This is a genomic window from Sphingomonas sanxanigenens DSM 19645 = NX02, from assembly GCF_000512205.2.
GTDB lineage: Bacteria > Pseudomonadota > Alphaproteobacteria > Sphingomonadales > Sphingomonadaceae > Sphingomonas_D > Sphingomonas_D sanxanigenens.
Genome location: NZ_CP006644.1, coordinates 1,022,392 through 1,036,126, shown reverse-complemented (window position 1 = coordinate 1,036,126; position 13,735 = coordinate 1,022,392). Strand labels below are relative to the sequence as shown.

The following is a 13,735-nucleotide window of genomic DNA, read 5'->3' as shown; positions in this document are numbered from 1 at the left end:
CCGCGGCTTGCCGTCTTGTGGTCGCAAGCAAGCTCGATATACGATCGAATATCGAGATCGTCGAAAAAGGATATGCTTCATGACCATGCGCGCGCATCTGCGGTCGCTGGCGGAGGTCGGCGCAAGCCTGTTCGCAACCCTGTTCGCAACCGGCGCGGCTTCCGCGCAGACCGCGCCTGCCGATGCCGCCGGAGCCGAATCCCCCGGCGGCGTCGCCGACATCGTCATCACCGCGCGCCTTCGCAGCGAGGATCTGCAATCGGTGCCGCTCGCGGTCTCGGTGGTGGGCGGCACGCTGCTCGACCAGTCCTACACGATCAACACGCAGGGGCTGACCACGCTGGTGCCGGCGCTGAACTATTCCAGCGCCAATCCGCGGAACACCGCCTTCACCATCCGCGGCCTCGGTTCCAGCGTGGTCGCGGTCAGCCAGGCCAATGACGGGCTGGAGCCGGGCGTCGGCTTCTATGTCGATCAGGTCTATCACGCCCGCCCCGCGACCGCCGCGTTCGACTTTTCGGACGTCGAACAGATCGAGGTGCTGCGCGGGCCGCAGGGCACCTTGTTCGGCAAGAACACCACCGCCGGCGCGATCAGCGTCACCACCCGCACGCCGAGCTTCACCCCCGGCGCCACCGAGGAGATCAGCTATGGCGACTATGATTTCCTGCAGGTGAAGGTGTCGGGCACCGGCCCGATCGTCGACGACCGCCTCGCCTTCCGCGTCTCCGCACTGATGACGCGGCGCGACGGCGTGATCCGCAACAGCGTCACGGGGCGCGACCACAACCGCATCGGCAACCAGGCGGTGCGCGGCCAGCTGCTGTTCACCCCCACCGAGACGTTCCGGCTGCGGCTGACCGCCGACTTCGCCAATTTCGAGAGCGATTGCTGCACGCAGGTCTATCTGCGCGTCGGCCAGAGCCTGCGCGCGCCCGCGCGACAATATTCCGCGCTCGCCGCCGGGCTCGGCTATGCGCCGCCCAGCACCAATGCCTATGACCGGCTGACCGACATCGACGCGCCGCTGGGCGTCGACACCAATGAAGGCGGGGTCTCGGCGATCGCCGACTGGACGCTGGGTGGCGCCACGCTCACCTCGGTCAGCGCGTGGCGTTTCTGGAACTGGGATGCGTCGAACGACCGCGACTATACCGGCATCCCGATCCAGCTCACGCAGCACATCCCCTCGCGGCAGGACCAGTTCAGCCAGGAACTGCGCCTCGCCTCATATGGCGACGGGCCGTTGGGCTATGTCGCCGGGCTCTATTATGTCCGCCAGACGATCACCGGCCGACCGATCAGCATCTATGGCCCCGCCGCCGCATATTGGCTGATCGGGCCGACGACCGGCGCCAACGCCACGCCGGTGCCCGCCAACCTGCTCGATGGCTATGGCCAGGACGGGCATACCCGTTTCACCACCGACAGCTATGCCGCGTTCGGCGAGGTCAACTGGCGGCCGCTGCCGCGGCTGACGCTGACCGCCGGGCTACGCTACACCCACGAGCACAAGGAAGGCGATTACGACACGACGGTGTTCGGCGGGCTGGAGACGGGCAGCGCCGCGCTCAACAGCGCCAAGCGCTCGATCCTGCGGCCGCAATCCTATTCGGCCAGCGACGACGACGGCAGCCTTTCGGGCCGCGGCAACATCGCCTGGCAGGTGACCGACACGATCCTCGGCTATGCGAGCTATGCGCGCGGCTTCAAGTCGGGCGGGATCAACATGTCCGGCCTGCCGCTCGACGCGCAGAACCAGCCGGCGCTGGCGACGGCGGTGGTCGATCCCGAACGCAACACTACTTACGAGGTCGGCCTCAAGACCCGGTTGTTCGACCGCCACCTGGTGCTCAACCTTGCCGGCTACCGGACCGATGTGAAGGATTTCCAGGCGACCATCGTCGACAGCACGCAGACCGTGGCGCTGCGCGGCTATCTCTCCAACATCCCCAAGGTGACGGTGAAGGGCGTCGAGGCCGACGCCACCGCGCAGATCGGCCGCAACCTCCAGATCCGCGGCTCGCTGGCCTATGCGCACGGCGAATATGCCGACTATCCGGCCGGCCCCTGCCCGCTCGAGGCGCAGGGCAGCGCCACCACCGCCTGCGACCTGACCGGCCGCCGCCTCTCCGGCCTGCCGCGCTGGTCGGAGACGATCGGCGCGGATTATGCGCTGCCCGTGGGCGGGAGCGGCGCGATCGTGCTGCACGCCGATTCGAACTGGCGCAGCGGCTATTATGGCGACCCCAGCCTGTCGCGCTTCACCTTCATCGAGGGCTACAATCTCACCAACGCCAGCATCGGCTACCGTTCCGACGCAGGCTGGGACGTCGCCTTGTTCGCGCGCAACCTGTTCGACGCGGATTATATCCAGAACCTGACGATCCAGGCCGGCAATTCGGGGCTGATCCTCGGCACGCCGAGCGACCCGCGGCTGATCGGTGTGACCTTCCGGGCGCGGCAGTAGCGGCGTCAACCGTTCTTCCCTGACGCTGCGCGCCGGGGCGCAATGGGTCGTCAGCCCTGGTCCACCCGATAGGCGCGCTGGAACAGCATCACCGCGCGGTCTGCATCGGCCTCGATCATCTCGGGCGTCGCCTCGTCGATGATGCGGAGCAAAAGCTGCTGGTGGCAGCCGGTCGTGCACAGCCCCACCAGCGTACGCGCCGCGAGCAGCGGGTCGTCGCGCAGCAGCAGGCCGCGATCCATCGCGCTTTCGAGGAAGGCCGCGAGCAGCGCCTGCATCTGGCGCGGCGCGCGTTCGAAGAAGATGCGGCCGACCTCGGGGAAGCGCAGCACCTCCCCCACCACCAGCCGGTGGAGCGCGATCGCCTGCGACGAGGTCACCTTCTCGAGGAAGCTCGCGGCGAAGCGCCGCAGGGTCGTGCCCAGATCGCCCTCGGGTTCCAGCAGCGCCGCGAGGCGCGCGCGGAAATCCGATGCCGCACGGTCGATCACCGCCGAAAACAGATCCTCCTTCGAAGGAAAGTAGTTCCACAAGGTCGCCTTCGACCCGCCCACTTCGGCCGCCACCGCCGACATGCTCGTGCCGGCATAGCCCTTTTCCAGAAACGACCGGCTGGCGATCGCGAGGATGGCGTCGTGGCGATCCTGGCGCCGCGCCTCCCGTCGATTCGGCCTGTGTGTATGAGACGTTTCCATGACCGTACCGTACAGTACGATTTCTGATTGACAAGACCCATCTCGCGGGCGCACTGCCGCCCCCGCACCAATCCGCACGGGTTTTCATGAACGCGAGTCGATCCCCCCTCCGTCCCACCGGCGCGCTGGCCGTGGCGCTTGCTCTCGCCGGCTGCGCATCCGTCCCCGATCTCGGCCCGAAGCCAGCGCCGCGTGCCGCCGGAGACGTTGCCGCCACGCGCAGCCTGGGCGCTGCGGCCGCCGCCCCTGCCGCCGCCTGGCCGGCCGACCAGTGGTGGAGCGCCTATGGCGATCCCCAGCTCGCCGCGCTGATCGACGAGGGGCTGAGGAATTCGCCCGACGTCGCCGCCGCCACCGCGCGATTCCGGCGTGCGCAGGGCATGGCGCAGCAGGCGGGCGCCGCGCTGCTGCCGTCGATCGACGCCAATGGAACGGCCTCCATCGACAAGCAGAGCTACAACAACGGCATCCCCAAGGAATTCGTGCCCAGGGGCTGGCAGGATCGCGGCGGCGCCTCGATCGGCGCCGGCTTCGACCTCGACCTGTGGGGCCGCAACCGCGCCGCGCTCGCCGCCGCCACGTCGGAGGCGCGCGCCGCCGAGATCGACGCCGAGCAGGCGCGGCTGATGCTGACCACCGGCATCGCCGATCTCTACGCCGATCTCGCCCGCCTGCATGCGCTGCGCGACATCAGCCGGCAGACGCTCGAGCTGCGCAGCGCGACCAACCGGCTGGTCGCCGATCGCGAGCGCAACGGGCTCGATACGCGGGGCAGCGTGCGCCAGGCCGACGCCACCGTCGCCTCGGCGCGCGCCGAGCTGTCCGCAGCGGACGAAGCGATCGCGCTCCGCCGCAACCAGATCGCCGCGCTGCTCGGCGCCGGGCCCGACCGCGGGCTCGACATCGCCCGCCCGCAACTCGCGCGACTCACGCCGCGCGGCCTGCCCGCGGACGTCACCACCGACCTGATCGGCCGCCGGCCGGACATTGCCGCGGCACGCGCGCGCACCGAGGCGGCGGCCAGCCGCATCAAGGTGGCACGCGCCGATTTCTTCCCCGCGATCCGGCTCAGCGCACTGATCGGCGTGCAGTCGCTGGGGCTGAACAATCTGGTCGAGAGCGATTCCACCTATGGCAGCGTCGGCCCGGCCATCAGCCTGCCGATCTTCCACGGCGGCGCGCTTTCCGGCGCCTATCGCGGCGCGCGCGGCAGCTATGACGAGGCCGTCGCCAGCTATGACGGCTCCGTGCTGACCGCCTATCGCGAGGTGGCCGACGCGCTGACCAGCCAGCGCGCGCTGGCGCAGCGCCTGACCGACGCCCGCGCCGCGGTCACCGCCGCGGAAGACGCCTATGCCATTGCCCGCCAGCGCTACGAAGGCGGGCTTTCCAGCTATATCGACGTGCTGAACGTGGAGGATCGCCTGCTGGTCGTGCGCCAGTCGGTGGCGGAGCTCGACGCCCGCGCCTTCGCGCTCGACGTCGCCCTCGTCCGTGCGCTCGGCGGCGGCTTCGCCGCCCCGGCCCCCGCTCCCAAGGAAGATCCCCATGGCTGACGCCGCCCCCTCCCCGCCGCTCGCGCCTCAGCAGGCCGAAGCCGATGCCGCCGCCGATCGCGGCGCCGCGCGGCGCAAATGGCTGATCCGGCTGGCGATCGCCGTCGCCATCGCCGGGGTGCTGTGGGCCGCCTATTATTTCCTGATCGGCCGCAACCATGTCAGCACCGACAATGCCTATGTGAATGCGGAGGTGGCGCAGATCACCCCGCTGCTCTCGGCGCAGGCCGTCGCCGTCGAGGTTTCGGACACCGACATGGTGAAGCCCGGCCAGGTGCTGGTGCGGCTCGACCCCGCCAACGCCAAGATCGCCGTCGCGCAGGCCGAAGCCGACCTTGCCGAAGCGCGGCGCCGCTTCCGCCAGACCAGCGCGACCAGCGGCGCGCTCTCTTCGCAGGTCCAGGCCCGCGGCGCGGACATCGCGCAGGCGCAGGCGCGGCTGGTGACCGCCCAGGCCGACGCCGAAAAGGCGCGCATCGACCTGCAGCGCCGCGAGCAACTGAAGGACAGCGGCGCGGTTTCGGGCGAGGAACTGACCGCCGCGCGCACCACCTTTGCCTCCGCGCGCGCCGCGCTGCTGCAGGCGCAGGCCGCGGTCGGCCAGGCGCGGTCGGCGCGCGGCGCCGCCGCCGGCGAGCTCGAGGCGAACGCCGTGCTGGTGCGCGGCTCGACCGAGGAAACCGATCCCGGCGTGCTCGCGGCCAAGGCCAGGCTCGATGCGGCGCGGCTCGACCTCGACCGCACGATCATCCGCGCGCCGATCGCCGGCGTCGTCACCCGGCGGCAGGTGCAGGTGGGCCAGCGCGTCAACCAGGGATCGCCGATCATGACGATCGTCCCGATCGCTACCGTCTATGTCGATGCCAATTTCAAGGAGCGCCAGCTCCGCCGCGTGAAGATCGGCATGCCGGCAACGGTGACGGCGGACATCTATGGCGGGGACGTCGAATATCACGGCAAGGTCGTCGGCATCGCCGGCGGCACCGGATCGTCGATGGCCCTGATCCCGGCACAGAATGCGACGGGCAACTGGATCAAGGTGGTGCAGCGCCTGCCGGTGCGCATCGCGCTCGACCCGAAGCAACTCGCCGAACATCCGCTGCGCATCGGCCTTTCCGCCGAGGTAGACATCGACCTTTCCGAAAAGTGAGGCCCCGCCGATGCCCCAGCAGGCAGACAGCTATACGCTGATCGCACCCTCCCGGCGGCTTCTCGCCGGGCTGGTGCTGGCGCTCAGCAATTTCATGGTGGTGCTCGACCTCACCATCGCCAATGTCTCGGTGCCGCACATCGCCGGCAATCTCGGCATCGCGCCCAGCCAGGGCACCTGGGTCATCACCGGCTATGCGGTGGCAGAGGCGATCTGCGTGCCGCTGACCGGCTGGCTCGCGCTGCGCTTCGGCACGGTGCGCGTGTTCATCGCCAGCATGGTCGGCTTCGGCTTCTTCTCGGTGATGTGCGGGCTTTCGCCGACGCTCGGCATGCTCGTCGCCTGCCGGCTGGGGCAGGGCATCTGCGGCGGGCCGATCATGCCGATGTCGCAGACCCTGCTGCTGCGCATATTCCCGCCCGAAGCGCGTGGGCGCGCGATGGGGCTGTGGGCGATGACGACGTTGCTGGGCCCCGCGATGGGCCCGATCATCGGCGGCTACATCAGCGACAACTGGAGCTGGCACTGGATCTTCTTCATCAACCTGCCGGTGGCGGCGATCTGCACGTTCGCGGCGATCGCGCTGCTCAAGCCGGTGGAGACGGATCGCCGGATCCTGCCGATCGACCGCATCGGGCTGGTGCTGCTGATCTTCTGGATCGGCTGCCTGCAGATCATGCTCGATCTCGGCCGCGAGCATGACTGGTTCGCCGATCCGATGATCCTGACGCTCGCGATCCTCGCCGGCATCGGCTTCGTCGCCTTCATCATCTGGGAGCTGACCGAGGAACATCCGATCGTAAACCTCAGGATCTTCCGACATCGCGGCTTCACGGCAGGCGTTCTCGCGCTCGCGCTCTCCTTCGGGGCCTATTTCGCGAGCATCGTCGTGATCCCGCAATGGCTGCAGACCTCGATGGGCTACACCGCGACGATGGCGGGTATCGTCACCGCCTTCACGGCGATGGCGGCGCTCACCACCGCCCCCATCGCCGCGCGGATGGTGGGCAAGGTCGATCCGCGCATCATGGTCTGCGGCGCGGTGCTGTGGCTGGCGATCATGTCGGTCTGGCGCTCGCAATGGACGAGCGGGGCGGACTTCTGGACGCTGGTGATGCCGCAGCTCGTGCAGGGCTTCGCGATGCCCTTCTTCATCGTGCCGCTGACCACGATCACGCTGAGCGCGGTCCACCCGTCCGAAACCGCGTCCGCCGCCGGCCTGCAGAACTTCCTGCGGACGATGGCGATCGCGATCGCGACATCGGTGGTGCTGACCTTCTGGGAAGATGCGCAGAAGGTGTCGCGCAGCGAGATCGTCTCGACACTACAGCCCGATGCGGTGCAATCCAGCCTTTCGGGCGCGGGCTTCGGAATGGACCAGATCCGGCAGATCATTGCCAACACCGTCGATCAGGAGGCGACGATGCTGGCGGTGGATCACACCTTCCTGATCAGCGCCTTCGTGCTGCTGTTCGCGGCGTCGGTGATCTGGCTGTCGCCGAAGCCGAAACCCAACGTCGATACCTCGGCGGCGCATTAGAGCGTTCTATTGATCCGTTCGCCCTGAGTAGGGACTGAGCTTGGCGAAGCCTGTCCCGAGCGAGGTCGAGGGGGCCCGTATCGAAGGGTTTGGCTCCGAGTGAGGCCCTTCGATACGCGTCTTCGACTTCGCTCAGCCGCTACTCAGGCCGAACGGATCAGATTGCTCCGGGCGACCGACAAACCGGCGCGAGCGTCATCGGCGCGCCCCGGATCTGTCATCAAATCGTATTCGAGCCCCTCTAGCCGGCAAGGGATGGGTGGCACGAAAGGTTCGACGCGCGACGGGGCGCTGATGCTCGGCTGGGCGCGGCTGCGCGACCAGATCGCGCGGATGACGCGGCGCGACGATGCCGAGGATCTGCTCCACGATGCCTGGATCGGCATCACGGAGCGGCAGATGCAGGCGCAGAACAGCGCGGCGCTGCTGGCCCGCGCCGCCGCGCACCGCGGGATCGACGCCTATCGCCGCGAACGCCGGATGGGATCGACGCTGGTCGCCGAGCCCGCCGCCGACGCGATCGCCGATCGCCGCCCCTTGCAGGATGAAGCGCTCATCGCCCGCCATCGCCTCGAACGGCTGCGCAGCGGCGTCGCCCAGCTCAGCCCGCGCACGCGGGAGATCTTCTTGATGCACCGGCTCGACGGCCGTAAATATCGGGAGATCGCGCTGGAGCTCGGGATCAGCCAGAGCGCCGTGGAGAAGCACATCGCGAAGGCGATGGCGCATCTGGCCGATTGGATGGAGAATTGGTGACGTGATCTTCCGCAGCGAGCCGGAGCGTATCAACCGGCAGGCGGCGGACTGGCTGGCGAGACTGCACGCGGACGATCGCGCGGCCGAAGACGAGGCCGCGTTTCGCACGTGGCTGAAAGCCGATCCGTCGCATGAAGGCGCGTTCGAACGCGCCTCGATGATCTGGGATGCCGCCGGCGGCCTGCGCGATCAGCCGATCGCGCGGGAGGCGCCGGCGCCTGCCCCCGCCGCGCGCCTTTCGCGCCGCGCGGTGATGGCGGGCGGCGGCGCGCTGTTCGTCGCCGGCGGGCTGGGCCTGGGCTGGCAGCGGGCCTATGCCGGCGTCTACCGCACCGGCATCGGCGAGCAGCGCCGCCTGGTGCTGGAGGACGGCTCGCGGGTGATGCTCGATACCGACACCCGCATCCGCTTCCGCGCCGGCAGCGCGGCGCGCACGCTCTCGCTCGCCACCGGCCGGATCGACCTCGACATCGCCCGCGACACCCGCCCCTTCGTGATCGAGGCGGGGGAACGGCGGGTGATCGCCACGGCGGCGCGGCTGGACCTGCGCCGCGATGGCGACGATGTGGCGCTGACCGCGATCCAGGGCAGCGCACGGATCGACGCGCCGGATGTGACCGGCAAAGCTGCGCCGGTGCCGCTTGCGCAGGGCACGCGCATCGCGATGGCGGAGGGGCGGCCCGATCGCCTCGACCAGCCGGAGCTTGACGACCTGATCGCCTGGCAGAGCGGCCGGCTGGCGTTCCGCGACGAGACGATCGCGCAGGCCGCCACCGAGATGAACCGCTACAGCACGCGCGCGCTGGTCGTCTCCGATCCCAGGGTCGCGGACCTGCGGCTGAGCGGCGTCTACCGCGTCGGCGATTCCGAAGCGTTCGCGCGCTCGCTGGCGGTGCTGCTGCCGGTGCGGGTGGCGGCGGACGGGGATGCGATCCGGATTTCCGCGGCCGACTGATTTTTTTTCATGGCGGGGGGTGAGGAAATGCCCGCCGCCATCGTCGAGGGGGCGAGCGCTCGCGAGGAGCGCGACACGGGGACATCAAGATCATGACGAGTCTGAAACGGCAGCTTTGCCGATCGGCGGCGCTTGCGCTCACGCTTTCGACGCTGGCGGTCGCCACCGCCGCCGAGGCCCAGGCGATGGCGCGCCGCGTGCGCATCTCGATCGCCGCGCAGCCGATGGACCGGGCGCTGGAGCAGCTTGCCCGCCAGAGCGGCAACGACATCCTCTTCACCCGCAGCGCCGTCGAGCGGCTGACCGCGCCGGCGCTGGCCGGCGAGTTCGACGCCGAGACGGCGGTGCGCCGCCTGATCGCGGGCAAGCCGCTGACCGTGGTGCGCGACGGGACGGGCGCGCTGATCGTGCGCCCTCAGGCGGCGGCGGCCGGACAAACGCCGTCGACCGCCCGCGATGACGCGCCCCCGGGGGAAGACATCGTCGTCACCGCGCGCTTCTCCGACGGTGTCGAGCGCTCGCTCGACGTCAAGCGCAACGCGGACTCGATCTCGGACGCGGTGGTCGCCGCCGACATCGGCAAGCTGCCCGCCTTCAACGTCGCCGAGGCGCTGCAGCGGGTGCCGGGCGTCACCATCGTCCGCGAGGCGGGCGAGGGCCAGTTCATCAGCGTGCGCGGGCTCGGGCCCAATTTCCAGGCGGTGACCTTCAACGGCATGCCGCTCGCCTATAACGAGAATATCCGCAACTCGGGTCAGTCCGGCCGCCAGTTCCGCCTGCAGGTGCTGCCAGCGCAACTCATCGACAGCGTGGTGGTGATCAAATCGCCCACTGCCGACCTGGTCGAGAGCGGCGTCGGCTCCACCGTCGACATCCGCCTCGCCAAGCCGCTGGACCGCGGCTCGTTCGTCGCCGCCAGCGCCTATGGCGGCTATGAGGAGCGCACCGACACCTTCAACCCCAACGGCTCGATCGCCGCGGGCTGGCGCAGTGCCGATCGCAGCTTCGGCATCCTCGGCGGCATATCCTACACCAAGCGCGAAGTGCAGTTCGATCGCCTGCGCCTCGGCTGGGACGATGCCGAGATCGAGGGGCTCGGCACCGTGCGCGTGCCCGGCGATGCCCAGCCCTATCTCGAGCTGGAAAATCGCGAGCGGCTGAGTGCCGTGGTCGACATGCAGTGGCGGCCGGCGGCCAACCTCGAGATCGAGATCGACGGCCTCTATTCGCAGTTCAACAACGAGACGACCGAGCGGCGGCTGACCTATTACATCCCCAGCCAGCTCTCGCGCCTCGACCTGTCGACCGCGGTGGTCGAGGATGGCCGGCTGGTCGCCGGCACGATCCGCGGCGCGCGCGTGCGCAACTATGCCGAATATATGGATCAGTCGCACGAGAACCTGCAGCTCAACGGCACGGTGAAGCTGGATCTGGGCGGCTGGCATATCGAGCCGCGCTTCAGCTACGCCCGCGCGCGCAGCGACCTCGATACGCCGATCCAGCGCGTGCAATATCGCACCGCCAGCGGCCGCGGCGGCAATCTGACCTTCGATTTCAGCGGCGATGTCGTCGGCGACGGCCGCGTCACCTCGCTCTACACCGATCTCGACCTCACCGATCCGTCGCTGATGCCGTTCGAGAGCTTCGCGGTGCGCCCGATCAACTCGGAGGACGAGGACAAGACCGCCATCCTCAACATCTCGCGGGACACCGATTTCGGCATCGGCGGCTTCACCGTCACCCGCATCCGCTTCGGCGGCCAGGCATCGGACCGCTACCGCGACTATCAGCGCCGCGATCGCGCCACGACCGTATTGCGCGACGGCGTGCAGCGCACCGGCGACTTCCTCTCCTATCCGGTGCCGGGCAACGCCTTCGACCAGTCGATCGTCAACCGCCAGCCCTGGACCAATGTCGACTGGGATCTGTTCAACCAGTCCTATGTTCTCGCCGGCGAATATGATGGCGTGAACCCGAGCGCCTACGACCTCGAACCGACCGCGGCCGACCTCCAGAACTCCTACCGGATCGGCGAGAAGATCTATGCGGGCTACGGCCGGGTCGATTTCGAATCCACGATGGGCGGCGTGCCGGTGACCGGCAATCTCGGCGTGCGCTATGTACGGACCGAAACCGACGTGCGCGGCACGACGGTGTCGGCGGTGCCCGACGGCGCCGGCGGCGTGACCACCGACGTGACGCCGGTGACGACCAAAGCGACCTACGAGGAATGGCTGCCCAGCGCCAACGCCACCTTCCGCTTCACCGACAATGTCCAGCTCCGCCTGGGCATCGCGCGGACGATGACGCGGCCGTCGCTGTCCGAGCTGCGCAACTCGATCAACACCAACAGCGTCACCGTCACCAGCATCTTCAACGAGGGCGCGGCGGCGCTCAACGATCCCACGCTCAACCTCCAGGCGTCGGCGGGCAATCCGAACCTGCGGCCCTACACGTCGTGGAACTTCGACGCGTCGTTCGAATGGTATTTCAGCAAGTTCGGCGCCTTCACCGTCGCCGCCTTCCACAAGGATATCAGCGACTATGTCGCGTCCGACTTCGAGACGCGGACCTTGGCGTTCGCGGTCCGCGACGGCACCACCCTGCCCGTCGACATCCTCGTCGCCACGCCCACCAATGTCGGCGATGCCAAGATCTCCGGCGTCGAGTTCGGCTATACCAACAAGCTGCCCTTCGGCCTCGGCGTGACCGCGACCGCGACCTTCGCGACCACCAAGCTGGAACTGGATCGCGCGGGTGTCGGCCTGCAGTCGGCGGGCATCCAGGGCGTATCCGACGTGAGCTATTCGATCACCCCCTTCTTCGAGACGGGGCCGTTCGAGATCAACGTCAGCTACACCTATCGCAGCGACTACATCACGGACTCGGGCGCGCTGGTGACCTCGCTGCCGACGCCCGACGACGTCGTCGCCTATTACCAGAAGGGCTTCGGCATCGTCGATCTGGGCGCGAGCTACCAGATCCGGCCCAACATCGAGGCGTTCGTGCAGGCGGTGAACATCCTCGACAAGCGCCAGGTGTCGTTCGCGGGCACCAAGGCCGAGTTCACCGAGATCCACACCTTCGGCCGCACGGTCAATTTCGGCGTCCGCGCGAAGTTCTGATCGCTCGAACCTCTCCTCCCCGACGCTGCGCGCCGGGGAGGAAATCGCCGGCGCCGCAAAAGGACGTCCCAACGGCCTTCCACGCCCTTGCAACCGCCCGCCAATGCTGCATGACCTGCGCGGGTTCACCCGGCGAGGGAGGCGGCATGGCGGACGCAGCGGATATCGTGATCGTGGGCGGCGGCGCCGGGGGCCTCGAGCTCGCCTCCCGCCTCGGCCGGCGCTTCGGGCGGAACGAGGGCCGGCAGCGCGTGCTGCTGATCGACCGGTCGATCTTCCACCTCTGGAAGCCCAGCCTGCACGAGGTCGCCGCCGGATCGCTGGATTCGCACCAGGAGGGGCTCTCCTACCCGGTGCTGGCGCGGCGCAACCATTTCAGCTTCGCGTTCGGCGACCTCATCGGCCTCGATCCGCAGGCGCGCACCATCGCGCTCGGCGCGATCCGCAACGATGACGGCGCGGTGCTGGTGCCGCCGCGGTCGCTGCGCTTCAACACGCTGGTGCTGGCGATCGGCAGCGGATCCAACCTGTTCGGCACGCCCGGTGCCGCCGAGCATGCCTATCTGCTGGAAAATGTCGCGGATGCCGAGGCATTCAACCGCCGGCTGACATCCGCCTTCCTCGCCGCCGCCTATTCCGACGAGCGCACGTTGCGCATCGCCATCGTCGGCGCGGGCGCCACCGGCGTCGAGCTTTCGACCGAACTGATCGAGGGGCATGACGAGCTTTCCGCCGGGCTGACCGAGGCGCAGCGCTTCGCGCTCGACGTGACGATCGTCGAGGCGGCGCCGCGCATCCTGGGCGGCCTGCCGGAGCGCGTTTCCGACAAGGCGGCGCGCGCGCTGACCGCCAAGGGCGTCCGCCTGCTGACCGACGCCAAGGTCGCCGCCGTCCATGCCGACCGGCTGGAGACCAGCCAGGGGCCGGTGCCCGCCGAGCTGATCGTCTGGGCCGCAGGGGTGAAGGCGCCCGATACCAATCGCGACTACGGACTGGAGACCGGCCGTCTCAACCAGTTCGTCGTCGACGATCATCTGCGCACCTCGGTGCCCGGGATCCATGCCATGGGCGATTGCGCCGAAGCGCCGGGCGCGGACGGCCGCCCGGTGCCCGCGCGTGCGCAGGCCGCCGCGCAACAGGCGCAATATCTCGCCCGCGCGCTCGGCCGGCCGGAACGAGACCCCGGCCCCTATGTCTATCGCGACCGCGGCTCGCTGGTCTCGCTGGGCGGCGACCGTGGCGTCGGATCGCTGATGGGCGGGCTCGCCGGCGCGAACTTCCTGATCGAAGGGCTGATCGCCAAATGGGCCTATATGGCGCTGCACCTCGACCATCACCGCGCGATCATCGGCACGCGGCGCACGATCCTGCTCGCGCTGTCCCGCCTGCTCCACCGCCGCGTGTCGGGCCGGCTCAAGCTGCACTGACGCCGCTTGGCAGATCGGCGCCAGACCCTACATCCCGACGGCGATCCATCAGGGAGCATGG

General features: G+C 69.0%; 9 protein-coding genes. 8 read left to right on the top strand and 1 reads right to left on the bottom strand.

Annotated elements, in window-relative coordinates; translation table 11 throughout:
- Positions 1-85 precede the first annotated feature (85 nt).
- Positions 86-2,470, top strand: a complete 2,385-nt coding sequence (locus tag NX02_RS04915; protein WP_053000741.1) for a TonB-dependent receptor — start codon at positions 86-88, stop codon at positions 2,468-2,470.
- 50 nt (positions 2,471-2,520) lie between these two features.
- Here NX02_RS04915 and NX02_RS04910 read toward each other — a convergent pair whose 3' ends face one another.
- Entirely contained in the window at positions 2,521-3,165 is a 645-nt protein-coding gene (locus NX02_RS04910) for a TetR/AcrR family transcriptional regulator (protein WP_084717614.1), read from the bottom strand.
- An 86-nt stretch (positions 3,166-3,251) separates the two neighbouring features.
- Between NX02_RS04910 and NX02_RS04905 the strand changes: the two genes are divergently transcribed.
- From NX02_RS04905 to NX02_RS04875, 7 genes are all read left to right on the top strand, one after another.
- Positions 3,252-4,721, top strand: coding sequence for an efflux transporter outer membrane subunit (locus NX02_RS04905; RefSeq protein ID WP_025291080.1), 1,470 nt, complete (start codon positions 3,252-3,254; stop codon positions 4,719-4,721).
- The gene (locus tag NX02_RS04900; RefSeq protein WP_025291079.1) at positions 4,714-5,871 is read left to right on the top strand and encodes an HlyD family secretion protein; all 1,158 of its coding nucleotides are present in this window, start codon (positions 4,714-4,716) and stop codon (positions 5,869-5,871) included. The genes NX02_RS04905 and NX02_RS04900 overlap by 8 nt, the downstream gene beginning before the upstream one ends.
- Before the next feature lie 10 nt (positions 5,872-5,881).
- Positions 5,882-7,411 (top strand): DHA2 family efflux MFS transporter permease subunit, encoded by a 1,530-nt coding sequence (locus NX02_RS04895; protein ID WP_025291078.1) that lies wholly within the window; start codon positions 5,882-5,884, stop codon positions 7,409-7,411.
- A gap of 255 nt (positions 7,412-7,666) precedes the next feature.
- Entirely contained in the window at positions 7,667-8,167 is a 501-nt protein-coding gene (locus tag NX02_RS04890) for an RNA polymerase sigma factor (RefSeq protein WP_025291077.1), read from the top strand.
- 1 nt (position 8,168) lies between these two features.
- Entirely contained in the window at positions 8,169-9,122 is a 954-nt protein-coding gene (locus NX02_RS04885; RefSeq protein ID WP_025291076.1) for a FecR family protein, read from the top strand.
- Between the two features lie 92 nt (positions 9,123-9,214).
- Positions 9,215-12,247 carry a TonB-dependent receptor gene (locus NX02_RS04880; protein ID WP_025291075.1) on the top strand — a complete coding sequence of 1,011 codons (3,033 nt, stop codon included), beginning with the start codon at positions 9,215-9,217 and terminating at the stop codon, positions 12,245-12,247.
- A 146-nt stretch (positions 12,248-12,393) separates the two neighbouring features.
- Positions 12,394-13,674 carry an NAD(P)/FAD-dependent oxidoreductase gene (locus NX02_RS04875; protein WP_025291074.1) on the top strand — a complete coding sequence of 427 codons (1,281 nt, stop codon included), beginning with the start codon at positions 12,394-12,396 and terminating at the stop codon, positions 13,672-13,674.
- Positions 13,675-13,735: the final 61 nt, after the last annotated feature.